The sequence below is a fragment of the Streptomyces sp. B93 genome, from assembly GCF_018070565.1.
In the GTDB taxonomy this organism is placed as follows: domain Bacteria; phylum Actinomycetota; class Actinomycetes; order Streptomycetales; family Streptomycetaceae; genus Streptomyces.
This window is the reverse complement of record NZ_JAGPXL010000006.1, coordinates 239,966-258,869: the sequence shown is the minus strand read 5'-3', so window position 1 is coordinate 258,869 and position 18,904 is coordinate 239,966. Positions and strand designations below refer to the sequence as shown.

General features: G+C 69.8%; 18 protein-coding genes. 8 read left to right on the top strand and 10 right to left on the bottom strand.

Translation table 11 applies throughout. The annotated features are described in order from the left end of the window. Positions 1–251: 251 nt before the first annotated feature. Entirely contained in the window at positions 252–1,178 is a 927-nt protein-coding gene (mshD, locus tag KBY47_RS08890) for a mycothiol synthase (RefSeq protein ID WP_210920418.1), read from the bottom strand. Between the two features lie 144 nt (positions 1,179–1,322). Between mshD and KBY47_RS08885 the strand changes: the two genes are divergently transcribed. The 5 genes from KBY47_RS08885 to KBY47_RS08865 all read left to right on the top strand — a co-directional run bounded on the left by KBY47_RS08885 (position 1,323) and on the right by KBY47_RS08865 (position 8,406). Next, positions 1,323–3,128: a bifunctional UDP-sugar hydrolase/5'-nucleotidase gene (locus KBY47_RS08885; protein ID WP_210920417.1), complete on the top strand. Its 1,806-nt coding sequence runs from the start codon at positions 1,323–1,325 to the stop codon at positions 3,126–3,128. 223 nt (positions 3,129–3,351) lie between these two features. Then, positions 3,352–4,128 (top strand): methyltransferase, encoded by a 777-nt coding sequence (locus KBY47_RS08880; RefSeq protein ID WP_308405091.1) that lies wholly within the window; start codon positions 3,352–3,354, stop codon positions 4,126–4,128. Then, entirely contained in the window at positions 4,125–6,803 is a 2,679-nt protein-coding gene (locus tag KBY47_RS08875; protein ID WP_210920415.1) for an SUMF1/EgtB/PvdO family nonheme iron enzyme, read from the top strand. The genes KBY47_RS08880 and KBY47_RS08875 overlap by 4 nt, the downstream gene beginning before the upstream one ends. 92 nt (positions 6,804–6,895) lie before the next feature. Beyond that, positions 6,896–7,090, top strand: a complete 195-nt coding sequence (locus KBY47_RS08870) for a hypothetical protein (RefSeq protein WP_247694394.1) — start codon at positions 6,896–6,898, stop codon at positions 7,088–7,090. A 17-nt stretch (positions 7,091–7,107) separates the two neighbouring features. Then, the gene (locus tag KBY47_RS08865) at positions 7,108–8,406 is read left to right on the top strand and encodes a hypothetical protein (RefSeq protein WP_247694393.1); all 1,299 of its coding nucleotides are present in this window, start codon (positions 7,108–7,110) and stop codon (positions 8,404–8,406) included. Here the strand turns inward: KBY47_RS08865 and KBY47_RS08860 are convergent. Both KBY47_RS08860 and KBY47_RS08855 read right to left on the bottom strand, forming a co-directional pair. Next, positions 8,394–8,690 (bottom strand): hypothetical protein, encoded by a 297-nt coding sequence (locus KBY47_RS08860; RefSeq protein WP_210920412.1) that lies wholly within the window; start codon positions 8,688–8,690, stop codon positions 8,394–8,396. The genes KBY47_RS08865 and KBY47_RS08860 overlap by 13 nt on opposite strands. Beyond that, positions 8,687–8,905 (bottom strand): hypothetical protein, encoded by a 219-nt coding sequence (locus KBY47_RS08855; RefSeq protein WP_210920411.1) that lies wholly within the window; start codon positions 8,903–8,905, stop codon positions 8,687–8,689. Before KBY47_RS08855 ends, KBY47_RS08860 begins: the two co-directional genes overlap by 4 nt. Before the next feature lie 133 nt (positions 8,906–9,038). Here KBY47_RS08855 and KBY47_RS08850 point away from each other — a divergent pair, with 133 nt between their 5' ends. Both KBY47_RS08850 and KBY47_RS08845 read left to right on the top strand, forming a co-directional pair. Next, positions 9,039–9,863, top strand: a complete 825-nt coding sequence (locus KBY47_RS08850; protein WP_210920441.1) for a helix-turn-helix transcriptional regulator — start codon at positions 9,039–9,041, stop codon at positions 9,861–9,863. Next, a complete protein-coding gene (locus tag KBY47_RS08845) occupies positions 9,860–10,063 on the top strand; it encodes a DUF397 domain-containing protein (protein WP_210920410.1) in 204 nt (67 codons plus the stop codon). The genes KBY47_RS08850 and KBY47_RS08845 overlap by 4 nt, the downstream gene beginning before the upstream one ends. Here KBY47_RS08845 and KBY47_RS08840 read toward each other — a convergent pair. Further along, complete coding sequence (locus KBY47_RS08840; RefSeq protein WP_210920409.1) at positions 10,050–12,092, bottom strand: pectinesterase family protein; 2,043 nt, start codon at positions 12,090–12,092, stop codon at positions 10,050–10,052. The genes KBY47_RS08845 and KBY47_RS08840 overlap by 14 nt on opposite strands. Positions 12,093–12,348: 256 nt before the next feature. Between KBY47_RS08840 and KBY47_RS08835 the strand changes: the two genes are divergently transcribed. Then, entirely contained in the window at positions 12,349–13,059 is a 711-nt protein-coding gene (locus KBY47_RS08835; protein WP_210920408.1) for a hypothetical protein, read from the top strand. A gap of 19 nt (positions 13,060–13,078) precedes the next feature. On the opposite strand, the gene KBY47_RS08830 is transcribed toward KBY47_RS08835, so the two are convergent. From KBY47_RS08830 to KBY47_RS08805, 6 genes are all read right to left on the bottom strand, one after another. Then, positions 13,079–14,533: a HAMP domain-containing sensor histidine kinase gene (locus KBY47_RS08830; protein WP_210920407.1), complete on the bottom strand. Its 1,455-nt coding sequence runs from the start codon at positions 14,531–14,533 to the stop codon at positions 13,079–13,081. Further along, positions 14,530–15,264 carry a response regulator transcription factor gene (locus tag KBY47_RS08825; protein ID WP_210920406.1) on the bottom strand — a complete coding sequence of 245 codons (735 nt, stop codon included), beginning with the start codon at positions 15,262–15,264 and terminating at the stop codon, positions 14,530–14,532. Before KBY47_RS08825 ends, KBY47_RS08830 begins: the two co-directional genes overlap by 4 nt. Positions 15,265–15,419: 155 nt before the next feature. Then, positions 15,420–15,596: a hypothetical protein gene (locus tag KBY47_RS08820; protein WP_210920405.1), complete on the bottom strand. Its 177-nt coding sequence runs from the start codon at positions 15,594–15,596 to the stop codon at positions 15,420–15,422. 19 nt (positions 15,597–15,615) lie between these two features. Beyond that, positions 15,616–16,683 (bottom strand): S1C family serine protease, encoded by a 1,068-nt coding sequence (locus KBY47_RS08815; protein WP_374103061.1) that lies wholly within the window; start codon positions 16,681–16,683, stop codon positions 15,616–15,618. Between the two features lie 116 nt (positions 16,684–16,799). Next, positions 16,800–17,822, bottom strand: coding sequence for a LacI family DNA-binding transcriptional regulator (locus tag KBY47_RS08810; protein ID WP_210920403.1), 1,023 nt, complete (start codon positions 17,820–17,822; stop codon positions 16,800–16,802). Between the two features lie 149 nt (positions 17,823–17,971). Next, positions 17,972–18,751 (bottom strand): response regulator transcription factor, encoded by a 780-nt coding sequence (locus KBY47_RS08805; RefSeq protein ID WP_210920402.1) that lies wholly within the window; start codon positions 18,749–18,751, stop codon positions 17,972–17,974. Positions 18,752–18,904 lie beyond the last annotated feature (153 nt).

Sequence of the window (18,904 nt, the reverse complement as noted above, 5' to 3'; positions counted from 1 at the left end):
GTGTCCGTCCTCGGAACCGCGCGGGCTGCCAACTGGGTCCTTACCGGGGTTTTCCGCGCGAACCACTGCGGGCGGACACCCCCCGACACGTCCCCTTCCGTCGTACGGCGACTGCGGCTCGTCGCCCGCTTGGCTGGCGAGCAACTGCTCCGCTGGCGCGGTGCCCAACCCGGCAGCGGGGCCGCGTTCGTCCCCGCTGCGGGCAGTCGTGCCGCTGGGGTGGCCCCGCGCTGGAGAGGGGGCCGTGGGCGTCACGTCTCCGTGCGGTACATCAGGTCGACCTCGTACGTCGCGAAGCCCAGGCGTTCGTACACGGCCACCGCCGCCTTGTTGTCGGCGTCGACGTAGAGCATCGCCGTGGGCAGCCCCTGCGCCGCGAGGTGGCGAAGCCCGATCGTGGTGAGGGACTTGCCGAGGCCGCCTCCCTGGGTGCCGGGGGCGACGCCGAGGACGTAGACCTCGCCGAGCTGGTCCTCGGCGTGGACCTTGGTCCAGTGGAAGCCGACGAGGTCGTCGCCGCGGAAGGCGAGGAAGAAGCCCGCGGGGTCGAACCAGGGCTCGGCCTTGCGGTCGTCGAGGTCGCGCTGGGTGAGGGAGCCCTGTTCCGGGTGGTGGGCGAAGGCGGCGGCGTTGACGGCGAGCCAGGCGGTGTCGTCCTGGCCGGGGACGAAGGTCCGTACCGTCACGTCGGCGGGGAGGACGGGGTCGGGGAGTTCGAGGCCGGACAGGGGTCGGCGCATCTGGCGCAGTTTGCGGAAGAGGGTGAGGCCGAGGACCTGGGCGAGGTGCCGGGCGGCGGAGTGGCCGCCGTGGGCCCACACGCGCAGCCGTTTGCCGGAGGCGGCGAGGAGGGCGGAGCCGAGGGCGCGGCCGTGGCCGTTGCCGCGGTGGGAGGGGTGGATCACCAGTTCCGCGGCGGGGGCCTCCACGGAGTCGGTGTCCTCCAGCTGGGCGTAGCCGAGGAGTTGGCCGTCGACGGTGAGGAGGAAGTGGGAGACGCCCTCGCGGGGGCCGCCGCGCAGTGCCAGTCGGCCCTGTTCGGACACCGCCTGCTGGCCGTCGTCGCGGGCGGCCTCGGCGAGCAGGTCGAGTACGGCCTCGGTCTGCTCCGGGGTGAGCGCGGTGAGGGTGTCGATGGAGCGGGAGTGGCCGGGCCGGGCGATGTCGTCGCTGGTCATGCCTATGAGGGTAAAGGGAGGGGGACGGGGGGCGGGGGCAAAGGGAAACCAGGATGTAACCATGAACCCCCTGTCGCGCTACGCGCGTTGACTCTAGGCTGCGGGCGTTCAGCCCAAGGCCTCACATGACCCACAGGGGGGCGCATGCCAGCCACATCCCAGCCGAACAGGCGCCGCAGAAGCCGGACGTACCGGCTTCTCGTGGCCACCGCAAGCATCGCGACCGTCGGCGCGCTGGCGGCCGCTCTGCCGTCGACCGCGTCCGCCGGTGAGAAGGGCAAGTCCGGCAAGGACAGCCGCTACCAGGACGTTCAGCTGCTGTCCTTCAACGACCTGCACGGCAACCTGGAGCCCCCGACCGGCTCGTCCGGCCGGGTCACCCACCTGAACGAGGACGGTACGACCACGACCGTCGACGCGGGCGGCGTCGAGTACCTGGCGACCCATCTGCGGCAGGCTCGGGAGGGGAACAAGTACTCGATCACCGCGGCCGGTGGTGACATGGTCGGCGCTTCTCCTCTCATCTCGGGTCTCTTCCACGACGAGCCCACCATCGAGGCGCTGAACAAGCTGGACCTGGACGTCACCAGCGTCGGCAACCACGAGTTCGACGAGGGTGCCCGGGAACTGGCCCGCCTCCAGAACGGCGGCTGCCACCCGACCGAGGGCTGCTACACCGGCGAGGGCTTCGCGGGCGCCGACTTCCCCTACCTGGCGGCGAACGTCCTCGACGAGAAGACCGGCAAGCCCATCCTGAAGCCGTACTGGGTGTGGAAGAAGAAGGACGTCAAGATCGGCTTCATCGGCGTGACCCTGGAGGCCACCCCGAACATCGTCTCCGCCGACGGCGTCAAGGGCCTCACCTTCAAGGACGAGGTCGAGACGATCAACAAGTACGCCAAGGTGCTTCAGAAGCAGGGCGTGAAGTCGATCGTCGCGCTGATCCACGAGGGCGGCTTCCCCGCCTCGTCGGCGTACAACTACGACTGTGACTCCCCCGGCGCGGGCGACGGCGTCTCCGGCCCGATCGTCGACATCGCCAAGAACATCACCCCGCAGGTGGACGCGCTGGTCACCGGCCACACGCACAACGCGTACGCCTGCACCATCCCCGACCCGGCGGGCAACCCGCGCACGGTCACCTCGGCCGCGTCCTTCGGCCGCCTCTACACCGACACCACGCTGACCTACGACCGCCGCACGGGTGACATCGCGCGTACGGCCGTGAAGTCCGCGAACCACGTGGTCACCCGGGACGTCGCCAAGGCGCCCGACATGACCGAGCTGATCAGCAAGTGGAACACCCTCGCCGCGCCCATCGGCAACCGCGCGATCGGCTACATCTCCGCCGACATCCCCAGCACCGGCACCGAGTCCCCGCTCGGCGACCTGATCGCCGACGCGCAGTTCACGTACGGCAAGCAGCTGGACCCGGAGACCGACCTCGCCCTGATGAACCCCGGCGGCATCCGCGCGCCCCTGACGTACGCGGCCAAGGGCGACGAGGGCGACGGCGTGGTGACGTACGCGGAGGGCTTCACGGTCCAGCCGTTCGCCAACACCGTCAACCTCCAGGACTTCACCGGCGCGCAGCTGGTGCAGGTGCTGAAGGAGCAGGTCACCGGCGCCAACGAGGCCGCCCCGAAGATCCTCCAGATCTCCTCGGGCCTCACGTACACGCTGGACCTGACCAAGACCGGTGCCGACCGTGTCGTCACCGACTCCATCCGTCTCGACGGTGCCCCGATCGACCTGACGGCCACCTACCGCGTCGCCACCAACAGCTTCCTCGCGGGCGGCGGCGACGGCTTCACCACGCTGGGCGAGGGCGGCAACGACCTCGTCGGCGCGGACGACCTGACGGCCCTGGAGCAGTACCTGCTGGCGAACTCCTCGCCGACGTCCCCGATCGCGCCTCCGGCGGCTGACCGGATCACCATCGTCCGGTAGGGAGCCTGACTGGGGTTCGACAGTCATTCAGCTGCGGGGGTCCGGGGTTTCCGCCCAGGGCCCCCGCAGTCGTCTCCGGCCGGGCTCAGCGTGGCGGGTCGTGGCCCACCGGCCGACGTAATCAGCACTGTTGAGGCAACATGCACCGCGATATCGTCGCCGATGGGTCCTGTCAGCGTGTCGGATGACGGGGTCCGGTGGCGGAGACGGTGGCAGGGGGACCGTGAGGCAGCGGAGCGACACGGGAGCGCACTATGAGGCGCTCGCGGGTGAGTACGACGAACTGTGGGTCTACCGGCCGGAGTACGTGCCCTGGATGTCCGCGAGGATCGCTGAGGCGCTGCGCCTCGGCGTCGGTGACCGCGTCGCCGACATAGGAACGGGCACGGGACTCTTCGCGCAGGAGATTGCCCGGCAGGTTCGGCCGCGGCAGCCGATCCTGTGCGTCGACCCGTCGCAGGCGATGCTGAGCCAAATCGCTCCGTCACCAGATACGTTGACGCCCCTCCTCGCTTCTGCGGAGGACGTCGCGGAGCGCCGGGTCACGCTGCCTTATGACCAGCTCGATGCCGTGTTCATGAAGGAATCGGTGCACCACCTGGCCGATCAGGCAGGCACCTTGCGCGGGCTGGCGGACTGGCTGGCGCCCGGCGGACGGCTATTGGTGGTGATGCTGCCGACCACCATCCAATACCCGCTGTTCCAGGCCGCGCTGGATCGGTTCGAGGAGTTGCAGCCCGACCCGGCCGACATCGTGGAGCACCTGCGCGCAGCCGGTCTCGAAGCGGATCTCGGTTACGTCGAGCACGAGCTGCGCATCGACAAGGAGCGGTACCTGAGGATGGTTCGCGCCCGCTACATGTCACTGCTCTCCACATTCAGCGACGGCGAAATGGAAGGCGGTCTCGAGGAGATGCGAGCGGCACATCCGGAGGCCGTGCTGACGTTTCCCGACCGGTTCGCGTTCGTTCTCGGGGAGCGGCGGGGCGAGGGCCGATGAGCAGCGTCGTTGACGAACGGCTCCAGCGGCTGCGTAGTGAGCTTGACGACCACTCCCGGATCGCCGAACGTCTGGGCCTTGACCTGGAGCGGCCGCTTCGCTCCCTGAACGACGGCTATCCGGAGAACGCCGTAGCGCTGGTCGGCAAGCTGACCGAAAAGCTGCTGAAGGAACTGTGGCGTCACCATGGTGTCGAGGGCGACCCGGCGACGAAGGCCCTGAACGATCTTGTGAAGCGCTGCCGCCCCTACATCCGTAGCAGCACTGTCCTCGACGCGCTCGACGACATCCGCAGGCTGCGCAACCGCTCCACGCACGACGGGTACGACATCAGTGACGAGGACGGCCTCATGGCTGTACGGCGCCTGGTGGACGTCCTGGTCTGGTTCACCGACACCGGCAGTGCGGCGCTCCTCGGCGGGGAGCCGGACATGGCGCCCGAGGTGGTCCGACGGAGCGAGTTCCTGGCCGGACTGTATGTAACCCTCGGTTACCGCCAGGCCAAGCGGTTCGTCCTCAGCCCCGACACCGTGTACCACCTCTTCTGCCGCGAGTCCGGCATCCGTCTCGAGTATGTGGAGCTGCTGATCTCCCGGGACGCGGACGATCTGCGGACCGTCCTCGCCACCGGCGACGGCGAACTGCTGCGCACTCGCTTACCGAAGCTGACCCGGTTCGTCGTGCTGGACGGGCACGGTGAGGAACCGGACGGGCATGGCGGCAGTGACCACCGCCCGGACCGTCGGAACCTGCACCAGATGCTGGGGCTCGACGTCCGGATCGTGTCGTACGACGGTTTGGTCGACACCATCGTCGACGTCGACGCACACCTCACGGCCCTCGCCTCCGTCGGTGCGGAAGCACGTATGGGACCCCTTGCGGCGGCGGTGCTCACCACCGATCCCCGTACCGGCGAGTCGCGGGTTGAGCACTCGGGCGATGCGGCGGAGTTGCTGGCGAGCCTCGTGGGCGGCAGCGCGAACGTGCTGGTGACCGGGCGGCCCGGCAGTGGCAAGAGCACCCTCCTGCGGTCACTCGCGACCGATCCCGCGCTGCGCCGCTTCCGGTTTTACTTCGATCTCGGGCTCAAACCGAAGAACGAGCCGTTTGCCGAGTACGCAGCCCGGCTGCTCGCCCCGGCCATGGCGTCGGAGCGATCGCGGGCGTACGACCTGTTCCTGTATCTGATCCGCTCCGGCGCGGCCCTGTGCGTGCTGGACGCCGTGGACGAGGCGGTGGACGAGCCCAGTCCGGCCGGGTTCCTGCGGCTGTTCAGCGAACTCGCCGCAGTGCTGTCCGCCGAGTCGGCGGTGGTGATCAGCTCGCGGGTGGCCTTCCTCGCGGACTCCCCGCAGGTGCGGCAGCTCCTGGACAGCGGCGCCGGCCGTTCGGAACAGCTCGTAGAACAGATGTACGCCAACGGCATAGACCCCTCGCGCGTTCCGCATTTCCACGTCGTACGCCTTGCCGAACCGGAGGCCACACCGCTGGAGAAACGCCTCACGGCGGTTCTCGACATCCCGTCCGGGCAGCCGCTGGCGGACGTGCTCGGGACGCATGTCGTCCGGACGCTCGCCGAGCGGGGGCAGCCGGAGTTGGAGGAGCGGCTGCCAGAAGCCTTCGGGCGGGCTTTCCTCGCCGACCGGACCGTTTTCTCACTGCTCGACCTGCACCGGTTGCTGGGCGCTGACGCGTTCGCGAACGGGCGCCTCGACCTGGAGGCTTGCGTACTCGCCCCTCTGTTCCGTCCGGCCGGATGCGATCAGGTCGCCTTCGTGCACACGGCCTACCAGGAACTGCTTGCAGCGCGGTACCTGATGAACCCCGCCCACCGAGACTCCGCCGCCGACCTCCCGGGCGGAGCCTTCCTCACCGAGCAGGTGCGGGCCTTCCTCGTGCACGTCTCCAGCGGTCCCGAGGCGCCGGAGGGCGCGGACGACTGCGTGCTGCCCGCTGGCGCGTATCTGGTCGGTCCGGCCGAGCGGCTGCTCATCCGACGCGTCACGCGTGCCGTCCGCTTCGACCGCCATGCGGTTACCGTGGCCCGATACCGGCGGTTCCTGGAAGCCCTGGAGGGCGATGGCACCTCAAGGTGGGATCACCCCGGCCAACCTGACGGCTTCTCGCATTGGCCCTGGACCGACCGTATGCGGCACAGCGACTACTACGAGAATCCGCGCTACGACGCCCACCCGGCGACGTGCGTCAGCTGGTGGAGCGCCTACGCCTTCGCCGCGTTCGAGGGCAAGCGTCTGCCGACGGCCCTCGAATGGGAGTCGGCGGCCCGCGGCGCCGATGGCAGGCTCTTTCCCTGGGGTGACACGGCCGACGGTGACCGGGTCAACTGCGCCGACACCTGGGTGGGCCGCCCCGTGATCACCTTCCAGGCGTGGCAGCGGGAGTTCGCGCACGACGCCCTGCGCCGGGCGGGAACGACTCCCGTGGGTGAGCGGCCCACGAACCGTTCTCCGTTCGGCGTCGTGGACATGGTGGGCAACTGCTGGGAGTGGACCTCCACCAGTCCGGCCGACCCCGGAGAGGCCGTCATCTGCGGCGGCAGCTACGACAATCCGATGCGTGCGATGCAGGCCAGCACCAAGGGCATTTACCGCAAACGCGGCGCGAGTAACGCGGTCGGTTTCCGGTGCGTCCAGGACCTGGAGGGTGCCTCGTGAACGGAAAGAGTGAGGGGACGAGGCGCGGTAGCGGGCCGCGGAACGGGGTTATCGTGGACAGACGGCCGAGCGGCGGAGGGCTGAACGGTTCCGTGGGGTCGTTCATCGTGCGGGACGACGAGGACGGGCGGTACTACAGCTTCGACTACCGCCAGATCGTGACCGAAGGGTTCCGGACCATCCGCACAGGTGAACGCGTCCGCTTCCACATCTCCGCCCAGAGTCCCGATCTGGCCGAGTTCGTCATCCGGCTTGATCAGCCCGATCCGGCCGAGTACTACCAGTGAGCGATGACCACTGGAACTTGAGCGACACGGTCGGTGCTCGTCAGGAGCTGTCCGTCATCCTGCCCGTCCGGCTCCTCCGTCAGGCGCCGGACGTGACTGACTGGACCGAGGGCCCCTTCCCGTTCCAACTCGGAGCACGGCGCACGGACACCGAGACCCGGTCGACCTACTTCACGCCCGCCTCTGCCCGAACCCTCTACGGGACGCCGCGCCGCCCCCGGCGTTGGCACCGGCCGGTGGACGTCGAGCGGGACGGGCTGCGCCTGCTCGGCATGGAAGTGCTCCAGACCGCCGTCACATCCCGAGCCCGGCAGGCCCTCGCCGTCCTCCACTTCAGTGTCGAGGTGCCCCTGCTGCCGGTGCTTCGAGCACTGGCCGGACGACGCCCGGACGGGGCCGGGACACCGCTCACTGGTCCTTTCGCCCCTGCCACGCTGTTCGCGGGCATCGCCGAGGCTCCAGACCCGGAGGCCCCGTCCACTCTCGCTCGCCCCTACACGATCGCCTTCATGACGCCGACGGCACAGCACGTTCCCGCGCTCCGTACCGGGCCGGATGGTCAGCTGCCCGGCAGTGCGGACCAGTGGCTGTGGCAGTTGGCGTCCTGTTCCACGCCGGCGGACTTTCCACTGCCACCTGAGGTAACGGGCCGTCTCCTCAGGGACGTGATACGCATCTCCGCGGACTGGAGCGCCCTTGTCCTCCGGCAGGGCGCCGCCTTCCTCGGACATCGCGCCGACAACGGTGAGGGCGACTTCTTCGACTTCGGGGCACGGCATTTCCGCAGCGTCTACCTCGACGCCCTACTCCTGGGCACCCTTCAGCGTGACCGCATCGACGAACTCACCGATGAACTCTCCGAGGTCTTCGACTCTGCCCGGATCGCCCGGCGCGTCGCCGCCCTGGAGCGGAACATCGCCGTCTTCCGCAGCACGTACTGGCGACAGCACCTCACGGCCCACGGCCCGGCGAACGACCTGCTGCTCGCTTACCAGGAACAACACCGGCTCCCGGCGCGCTTCGGGGAGATCCTCGCGGAGGCCGCCGACTACAGCAGACTCGTCCAGACCCAGGAGAGCCAGCAGATCAGCGGCGCGCTCGGCGTCCTCACCATCCTCGGCCTGCCTCTCGGCACCGCCCTCGGGATTCTCCAGGTCCTCGACGACCACTCGGTGTCCCATCTGCTCCTCGCGCTCGGTCTGTCCGTCGTGGTCACGGGGGGAGCCCTGACGACGAGGTACGGGCGGCTGGTGATGTCGTCGTTACGGGGTGGGAGCGGTGCGCCAGGTGAACCGGGTGGTCGTCACGGATCCTGATCCTGACCGTCCGGCAGACGGCCGCCGCGGCTGACTGCGATGCGGAGGGCTTCGCCCAGTGACTCCACGGCCCTGGTGAGGGCGAAACGGACGGCCCGCTCTCCGGCCTTGGCGTCGGCGAGCACCGCCCTGGCGCCCGCGCAGACCTGTTCCCCTGTGGCGAGCTGCGCCTCCTCCACGTCGTCCGCGAGGCGGGAGAGCAGGCTGTCGTTCGTGTCGGTGCTCAGGTAGCAGGGCTTGCCCTCGGGGGTGGTCCAGGGGAGGAGGCGTAGTCCGTTCGTCATGCGGAGGCCCCCATCTCGTGGCTGCGGAGGTACGGGCGTACCAGCGGGGTGTCGTACCAGTAGGTGGAATCGGGGTGGGTGGGCGGTGGGGGCGGTGGGAGCGGCGGTGACGAGGGGCGTCGCCGGGCCGCTCGGTGGCTGCCCCGGGCGGGGAAGAGCATCCGCGTGAGCAGCATGAGCAGCGTCTCGCGGAATCCGGGTGGGCGTGCGTGCATGGTGGTTCTCCGCAGCTGGGCAGGGGGTTGACGAGCGGTGATTACCGTTCGTGCCCTGATCGTCACAGCAGCCGCGTACGCTGCGGAAGGGGCTGAGCGTTGTCTGGGGCGCCAGACAACGGAGAGGGGTGACGTGGCGGAGAGGGTTGACGCTGAGCCCGTTTCCGGGCGGGCCATGCTCGGTCAGACGCTGAGGATCCTGCGGGAGAAGGGTGGGAAGTCTCTGGCGCAGTTGGCCGACGAGACGGGGTACGAGAAGAGCTATCTGAGCCGCTTGGAGTCGGGGGAGCGACTGTCCAAGATGACGGTCATGGAGGACCTGGACGCCTACTACGGCACCAGTGACCTGCTGGTTCGGCACTGGAAGGCCGCGCGGCTCGACGCCTTCAAGGACCAGTACAAGGAGTACATGGAGCTGGAGGCGACGGCACGGGTCATCTGGGTGTTCACGCCTGGCGTGCCCGGACTTCTCCAGACCGAGGATTTCGCTCGTGGGGTGTTGTCTGGCGGCCAGACAACGGCCGACGGCGATGAGGCCGTGGAGGAGCAGGTGGCGGCTCGACTCGGGCGGCAGTACGTCCTGCGGCAGGAACCCCAGCCCGAAGTGCGGATCATCATGGACGAGTTCGCCCTGCGGCGGCCTGCCGCCCGCGCGGAGGTCTGGCGGGACCAACTGTTGCACTTGGTGGCCGCGGCGAAGTGGCCCAACGTGGCGCTCCAGGTGCTGCCGTTCTCCGCGGGGGCGCATCACCACATGACCGGGTCGCTCACCCTGCTCTGGCAGCGGAATGGAACGGCCGTTGCCTACAAGGAAGGCAACGGGTGCAGCCGACTGATCGATGATATGGACGACGTTCTCCGGCAGCGAGCGTCCTTCGACCGGCTCCGCGACCTGGCGCTGTCTCCGTCAGATTCGCTCGCGTTCATCAGAGAAACACAGGAGGAGCACAGATCATGATGCCTACCCCCGACCTCGGCAGGGCCGTTTGGCGCAAGTCGAGTTACAGCGAGGGCGGAGCCAACGACTGCATCGAAATAGCCGATGGCCTCCACCCCGGCATAGTCCCCGTCCGCGACAGCAAGGCGCCGGAGACCGGGGTGTTGGTCTTCGGGGCCGACTGCTGGCGGGCGTTCGTGGAGGCGGTCAGGAAGCCGTAGGTGTCCAGTCGCTTAGCCAGTCTGTGATTTCCTGGTCGGCGGCCTGGGTGGGGGTCAGGATGGGGCGGTCGGGGGAGGCGGGGCCTGCGCCGGGGCCCGTGTTGTTGTACTCGGCGAAGCGGTCGTCCTTCCAGGAGAAGCCGCTCATGTCGGTCCAGGGGGTGGACTTGACGGCCGCGCTGAGGGTGGTGTCGCGGACGGTGGTCTGGGGGTCGAGGGTGGCGTCGCCGCCCGCGTGCCAGGGGCGGCCCAGGTAGAAGGAGGCGGCCGAGACGTCGCCGTTGACGGCCGAGCGGGTGATCAGGAAGCCCTTGCGGTTGGCGGCTGTGCTGGGCGCCGTGAGGTAGCCCGCCGAGGTGCCGTTCCAGCGTTTCTTCAGGGTGAGGACCGAGCGGTCGATCACTGCCGTGGCGCGGCCGAAGACGAAGTCGACGTTGCCGGTGACGTAGGAGTTGGTGACGTAGACCCGGCCCGGTTTGTCCTTCGCGGCCGTGTCCAGGAGGAGGGTGTCCTGGTCGCCGTTGATGATCAGGGAGTCGAGGAAGACCTTGTCGGCGGCCGTGCGCAGGGCTACCGCCTGATGGCCGGAGAGGGACTGGTTCGCGGCCTCGTCGAAGTCGTTGGTGATGGTGAGGTTGCGGGCCTGGAAGCCGTCTGCCTCCACGGCGACCGTGGCGCTGCCCGAGGTGCCGTAGGTGCCGGAGCCGTCGGGCTTGGGCGTGCCCGCCGCGTTGTTGTAGACGATCTCCGTGTCCTTGCGGCTGGCGCCGGTGCCCTGGAAGGTGATGTGCGGCTTGTTGGAGGGGACCTTGACCGTCTCGCGGTAGGTGCCGGGGGCGATGGAGATCACCGTGCGGGTGGTGTTGTTCGCCGGTACGGCGTTCACCGCCGCCTGGATCGTGGAGAACTGGGCCGAGCCGTTCTTGGCGACGGTGAGGGTGGCCGCCGCCGAGAGGGCGGCTGTCGTGCCCAGGGTGCTGCGTGGGCCTGCCTGGGACTTCAGGAGGGACGGGACCTCTGATGCCTGGTCGAGTGTGTAGGCGTAGTACGTCTTCGGGTCGAAGGCCCTGCCGCCGCTCTCGTTGCGGCCGCTGGTGCCGGAGAAGACGTTGCCGCGCTGGACCAGGGAGGCGGTGCTGTCCTTGATGACCGGGTTCCTGAAGCCCTGGAAGTAGGAGTTCTCCAGGAGCATCGACGTCCGGCCGCGGGAGTAGTTGCCGTAGGAGGACGTGATGTCGGTGCCCGCCGTGTCCTCCAGGTAGTTGTTGTAGAGGTGGGCGTGGGCGCAGTTGTCGGTGGAGGGGTTGCGCTGTTCCGTCTCGCGGATCCAGTTGTGGTGGATCGTGATGTCGGTGAGCACGTTCTCGGTCCAGCCGATGCCGAACGTCTTGTTGTTGTTGCTCATACGGTTCCAGGAGACCGTGACGTTGGTGCTGTCCTTGCGGACGTCGATCAGGCCGTCGGCCATGTGGCGCAGGTCGTTGTGGTCGATCCACACGTGGTGGGCGCCGTCCATCTGGACGGCGTCGTAGTCGTGGTCCTTGTCGTTCCAGATGCCCTGGTAGCTGTCGCGGATGGTCAGGTTCCGGATGATCACGTTGTGGACGCCCTGGCCGAGGAAGAAGCCGCCGCCGACGATGTGGCCCGAGGTGCCGGAGCCGATGATCGTCTTGTCGGAGGCGACCTTTATCTCCTTGCCTACCGGGTCCATGTTGATCGTTCCCGCTACGACGATGACGTACGGCTCGGAGGCCGTGGCGTACTTCTCCAGGTCCGCGAGGGTCCGGACGGTGACCGTCTGGCCGCCCCGGCCGCCGTACGTGCCGTTCTGGCCGAGTGAGTTGACGGAGGCGAAGCCGTCGGCCGTGTCCGAGGCCCAGGCGGCGGTGGCCGCGGCGGCGCTGCTCTGCGCGTCGGCGCCGAAGAGGCCCCCGTCCGTGCCGTAGGCGAGGGTCCCGGCGGTGAGGGCCGCGACGGCCGTGAGCGTCGTCCGCCTGCGGCGGTGGCGGGGTTTGCGGGTGTCACTCATGCGCGGGTCCGTTCCGTGAGGGGAGCAGTCGTCTCCCGGTTGTCGCCGCGGTGGAGCGTGGGGTTGCCGATGCACTGCGCAGGACCGGTTCGGATGGACGGAGTTCGGATCCCGGTGGTGTCAGAACCGCTAATATCGCCTGAGCCTTGGCCGGGGAGGGCATGTGGCGGGCGCATCCGATGATCACCGTACTGCCAGGTTATGGGCACTGGCCGGGGGAATCGCATCCCTGCTGTCGATCCTGACCTGGCTGGGCGTGAGCAACGCGGCGGAGTTGAAGGACCTCTTGGCCGACCCGTCCCCGTCGTCCAGCAGCGCGTCCCCGTACATGCCTCCGTCTCCCAGCCGGGCCCCGTACACGCCTCCGCCGACCGTCGACACCCCCGATGGGCCCGACACCGGTGAGGGGGACACCGAGGAGCCCGACCCTGAGCCGTCGACACCCACTCCGGACCCCACCGAAGAGGCGTTCAAGGCCATCTCGCCCGGTCACTGCCTGGCGGTCTACGACACGGGCCGCGGTGGGACCACCAGTATCGACTGGAGCGCCGATGTTCCGCCGGACCCCGTGTCCTGCGCCGACGGGCGGGCGCAGGTGCAGGTGACCGCCACCAACAGGGCCTGCCCCACCGGCTACGGGAAGTCGTACTGGAGCTACCGGTCCGCCACCACCGGCGACACCACGCAGCTCTGCCTCAGCCGCGTCTACCACGCCACCTACTGCATGCTCGGCCAGCAGTCCGGCGACGCGATCTCCCTCGGCCTGATGACGGCCGTGGCCTGCCGACGCGAGCCGGTGCCCGCCCCGTACAACCAGATCATGCACATCACCGGCGTCTACCGCGCCCCGGCGGGCGCCAACGCGAACCACTGCCTCCGGGTGGCCGGCGACCGGACACGCTACTGGGCAGCCCTGGTGGACGACGGCGCCACGCTGGTGTGCACCACGATCTACCAGGGCGGCTGACCGCCGAACCCGACCCGGCCTAGGGAACGTCCGGCGGCGGGGTCGGCGCGCCCGGCAGGCGTACCGTGACGATCGTGCCGCCGGATTCCGCTGGGCGCAGGGAGACCTCGCCGCCCGCCTGCTGGACCGTGCGGGCGACGATGGAGAGGCCGAGGCCGGAGCCGGGGAGGGCGCGGGCGGACGGGGAGCGCCAGAAGCGGTCGAAGACGTGCGGGAGTTCGTCGGCGGGGATGCCGGGGCCGTGGTCGCGGACGGTGAGGGTGCCGTCGGTCAGGTGGACGTCGATCGTGCCGGACTCCGGGCTGAACTTGACCGCGTTGTCGAGGATGTTGACGATCGCCCGCTCCAGGGCGGAGGGCTCCGCGCGGACGTACCAGGGCTGCACGTCCGCCGTGATCGTCAGCTCCGGGCCGCGCAGCCGGGCGCGGCGCAGGGCCGACTCGACGGTGTCGTGGAAGGCGATCACCCCGGCCTTGGCCTCCGTGTGCTGGCCGGTGTCGGGGCGGGACAGCTCCTGCAAGTCGCCGATCAGCGCCGCCAGTTCCGTCATCTGCGCCTTCACCGACGCCAGCAGGGCCTTGCGGTCCGCCTCGGGGAGGGGGCGGCCGGTCTCCTCGCTGCGGGTGAGGAGTTCGATGTTCGTACGGAGGGAGGTGAGCGGGGTGCGCAGTTCGTGGCCCGCGTCCGCGATCAGCTGCTGCTGGAGGTCGCGGGAACTGGCCAGGGCCGACGTCATCGAGTTGAAGGAGTGGGAGAGGCGGGCCACCTCGTCGTCGCTGTCCTCCTCGACGGGGATGCGGATGGTGAGGTCCTCGGTGCGGGCCACGTGTTCCACGGCCTCCGTCAGCTTGTCGACGGGGCGCAGGCCCGCGCGGGCCACGGCGAGACCGGCGGCGCCCGCGCCCACGACGCCGATGCCGGAGACGATGAGGAGGAGCAGGGCGAGTTCGTTCAGCGTGGACTCGGTGCCCTTGAGGGAGAGGGCCACGACGAGGGCGGCGTCGTTGACCACATACCGGCCGTCCGGGTCCTCGACCAGGACCGCCGTGGTCAGCACCCGCACCGGGGCGCCGTCGCTGTTCTGGCCGGTGCGGAATGCGACCTCACCGGGCTGGGGGTTCTCGGCGACCGCCACATCGGCGTCGGTGACCTTCACCGTGCCCGCGGAGCGGCCGAGCAGGCAGGCCTTGCCGTCCGTCTTGACGATCTGGATGTAGCCCTCGGTGCCGGGCCCGAACACGGACGTGTCGGGTGACTGGCTGCACGTGGACAGCGCCGCCAGGACCTGGGCCCGGGGGTAGGCGCGGACCGACTCCTGCAAGTCGTTGTCGATCTCGTCGTACAGCTTCCCCCGTACCACGAACCAGCACGTCACCGACACCGCCGCCACCGCGAACGCCACCGCCGCCGCCACCAGCAGGGCCAGGCGGGAGCGGATGGGCAGGGTGCGGAAACGGCGCAGGAGTCTGTTCACTCGGTGCCGCCCTGGCGCAGGACGTATCCGACGCCGCGCACGGTGTGGACGAGGCGGGGCTCGCCGCCGGCCTCGGTCTTGCGGCGCAGGTACATGACGTACACGTCGAGGGAGTTCGAGGAGGGCTCGAAGTCGAAGCCCCAGACGGCCTTGAGGATCTGCTCGCGGGTGAGGACCTGGCGCGGGTGGGCCATGAACATCTCCAGCAGGGTGAACTCCGTGCGGGTCAGTTCGACGGGGCGGACGCCTCGTGCCACCTCGCGCGTGGCCAGGTTCATGCGCAGGTCCGCGAAGGTGAGGGTGTCGTCCTCCAGGTCGGTGCCCGGCACGGCCGCCGCGTAGGAGCTGCGGCGCAGCAGGGCCCGGATGCGGGCGAAGAGTTCGTCGAGTTCGAACGGCTTGACGAGGTAGTCGTCCGCGCCCGCGTCCAGGCCGGTCACCCGGTCGCCGACGGTGTCACGGGCCGTGAGCATGAGGATGGGCGTGGTGTCGCCGGTGCCGCGGATGCGGCGGGCCGCGGTGAGGCCGTCCATGCGGGGCATCTGGATGTCGAGGACGACCAGGTCGGGCCGGTAGGCGGCGGCTTTCTCCAGGGCGTCGGCACCGTCGACCGCGACCTCGGTGTCGTAGCCCTCGAAGGCGAGGCTGCGCTGGAGTGCTTCGCGCACCGCGGGCTCGTCGTCGACGATGAGGATGCGCTGGGGGTCACGGTCGCCTTCGGCGGGGCTCATGGCTCTGGGTTCCTCGGCTGCGGTGGAGGGACGGGGGTGGTGCGTGCTTGCTTGCTTGCGTGACTGCTTGCTTCAGCGTCGCATGGGCGGAGATGGTCGCGTCGGGGGCGGGGGCGGTCGCCCCCGGGAGCCCGGAACCCCGGGGCCCCGGGGAGTCAGGCGCGGGCGGGGGTGCGGCGGCGGGCGGGGCGCCCGCGGTGGGCCGCGGGGGCCAGCTCCGGGGCCCGGGTGCGGGGGGCGTGCAGTTCGTGGGCCACTTCCAGGGCGAGGGCGTATCCGGCCGGGTCGGTGGCGGTGGGGGCGGTACGGGGGTGGTGGACCTGGTTGATCATGACCGTTGCTCCTCCGTCGTCAGTCCGTCGAGCCCGCGCGCAGGGTGTCCAGGTCGGACTCGACCGTGTTGACCGGGATCGCGAAGCCGAGGCCCACGCTGCCCGCGTCGGACGACGTGGACGCCGCCGAGTACATCGCCGAGTTGATGCCGATGATGTTGCCGTTCATGTCGATCAGCGCGCCGCCGGAGTTGCCGGGGTTCAGGGACGCGTCCGTCTGGATCGCCTTGTACGTCGTCGTGGAGGAGCCGGTGTCGCCGTTGAACTGCTGACCGCCGAACTCGAACGGCCAGCCACCGCCGGGCTGCTGCTGTTGCTGCCCCTCGTCGGTGGAGACGGTGACGTCGCGGTCGAGGGCGGAGACGATGCCGCTGGTGACGGTGCCCGTGAGGCCCTCGGGGGAGCCGATCGCCACGACGGTGTCGCCGACCTGGACGTCGTCGGAGTCGCCGAGCGAGGCCGCCTTCAGACCGGAGGCGTCCTCCAGCTTGATCAGCGCGAGGTCCTTGCCGCTGTCGGTGCCGACGACCTGGGCGCTGTACTCCTTGCCGTCGCTGGTCGTCACCTTGATGTCGCCGGCGCCGGAGATGACGTGGTTGTTGGTGATGATCTCGCCGTCGCTGGTGATGATCACGCCGGAGCCGGTGGACTCGCCGCTGCCGGAGGTGGCCTTGATCTCGACGATGCTCGGGCTGACCGCCGCCGCGATCGCCGCGATGTCGCCCTTGCTGCTGGACGGCACCACGCTGGTGCCGGTGCCGGTGCCAGCGGTGGCGGTCATGGTGCCGGAGCCGGTCAGCTCCTGGATGCCGTACGCCGTGCCGCCGCCGACGGCCGCGGCGACGATGGCGACGGCGGCGAGGAGACCGACCGGGCCGCGGGCGCGCCGCTTGCGCCGGGTGGGCTGGGCGGCGGGCTCGGTGAGGAGCGAGGTGGGCTGGTACGCCGGAGGGGGCGGCCACTCCGGGTTCACGGGAGAGGAGACGTTCCGCTCAGCCTGGTGGAAGGCGTTCCGGTCCTCGGCGGAGGGCTGGCCCTGGTAGGGGTTCTCGTGCTCGCTGTGGCGCTGGCTCTCGGTCATGTCCATGAGCTTGTCGCCCGACGATGAGAGTCCCCTGAGTGCTCACTGAGAAGCCCGACAGAACCTCGTATGCCCGATATAAAGCCGGTCCCGGCCCGATCGGAGGGCTTCTCAGGGGACGCTCATTCGCAGCCGCAGGACCGGCGGATCACCAGCTTGGACGGGAACACCTTCAGCCGCTCCTTGCGGGAGCCCGCCACCCGCAGACCGTCGTCCAGGACCAGGTCGACCGCCGCCCGCGCCATCGCCGAGCGGTCCGAGGCGACCGTCGTCATCGGCGGGTCGGCCAGCGCCGCCTCCTTGATGTCGTCGAAGCCCGCCACCGCCAGCTCACCGGGTACGTCTATGCGCAGCTCGCGGGCCGCGCGCAGCAGGCCGATCGCCTGGTCGTCGGTGGAGCAGAAGATCGCGGGCGGGCGCTGCGGGCCGGAGAGGATGTCGAGGCCGACGCGGTAGGCGTCGTAGCGGTTGTACGGGGCCTCGAAGAGGCGGCCCTCGGTGGAGATGCCCGCCTCGGTCATCGCGCGCCGCCAGCCCTCGACGTGGTCGGAGACGGGGTCGCCGACGGCCGGGGTCTGGGCGGTGCCGCCGACACAGGCGACGTAGTCGTAGCCGTGGTCCAGCAGATGGCGTACGGCGAGCTGGGCGCCGCCGAGGTCGTCCATGACCACGGCGACGTCGTCCATGGCCTCGGGGCGCTCGTGGAGCAGCACCACACGCGCGTCCCAGGCGTCGATCTCCGCGGCGGCGAGGTCGTTGAGGGCGTGGCTGACCAGGATGAGTCCGGAGACCCGCATGCCGAGGAAGGCGCGCAGGTAGTGGACCTCGCGTTCGCTGATGTAGTCGCTGTTGCCGACCAGCACCATCTTGCCGCGCTCGGACGCCGCCTGTTCGACCGCGTGCGCCATCTCCGCGAAGAAGGGCTGTCGGGCGTCCGGCACGATCAGGCCTATGAGGTCCGTGCGCCGGGAGGCCATCGCCTGCGCCACCCGGTCGGGCCGGTAGCCCAGCTCCTTGATGGCGGCGAGTACACGCTCGCGCGTGGCCGGGGCGACCGGCCGGGGTCCGTTGTTGATGACGTAACTGACCACGGCGGTGGAAGTCCCCGCCAGCCGCGCCACATCATCCCTAGTCACCTTGGCCACGCGCGGAGTCTACGCGGATGGACCGGCTCTGGGCAGGGCGTACGCCACTTCCCGGGAGCGCATCGCCCAGAGCGACGGCGCGGGGTCACCTGCGTGACCCACGGTGCGCGTGCCGGGGTCCCGGGACCCCGCCACGCGCGCGTGGCGCTCTACGCCTCGGCCGCGACCTCGGTGCCGTCCAGCGCGCTCACGTCGGCCGTCTCCTCCGCCTTCGCCTGGGGCGCCTTGGCCTTCGCCTCGTCGCCGCCGCGGTCCGCCTTCTCCGGTGTGACGAACCGGTAGCCGACGTTGCGTACGGTGCCGATCAGGGACTCGTGCTCGGGGCCGAGCTTCGCCCGCAGCCGCCGTACGTGGACGTCCACGGTGCGGGTGCCACCGAAGTAGTCGTAGCCCCAGACCTCCTGGAGGAGCTGCGCGCGCGTGAACACGCGGCCCGGGTGCTGGGCCAGGTACTTCAGCAGCTCGAACTCCTTGAAGGTCAGGTCCAGGACCCGCCCCTTGAGCTTGGCGCTGTACGTCGCCTCGTCCACCGACAGGTCGCCGTTGCGGATCTCCATCGGCGAGTCGTCGTTGACGATCTGCTGGCGGCCCATGGCGAGCCGCAGCCGGGCCTCGACCTCCGCGGGTCCGGCGGTGTCGAGGAGGACGTCGTCGATGCCCCAGTCGGCGGTGACGGCGGCGAGGCCGCCCTCGGTCACGACCAGGATCAGGGGGCAGCCGGGGCCGGTGGACCGCAGCAGCTGGCACAGGCTGCGGACCTGGGGAAGGTCGCGCCGCCCGTCGATGAGGATGACGTCGGCGCCCGGGGTGTCGACGAGTGCGGGGCCCTCCGCCGGAGCCACGCGCACGTTGTGCAGCAGCAGACCGAGAGCGGGGAGCACCTCCGTCGACGGCTGGAGGGCGTTGGTGAGGAGCAGCAGGGAACTCATCGTGCTCCTCCCGCCCGGTTCGTCGTGTGTCGTCGTCGTTCGTGCACGGTTCGCTCGCCCATAACGTCTGGTTCCTCCTCGGTCCCTGCGATGGGGGCACCTCCCACGCCTTTAGGGCAGTGGGGGAGTATGCGGCTCTGCTTCGTACTGCTC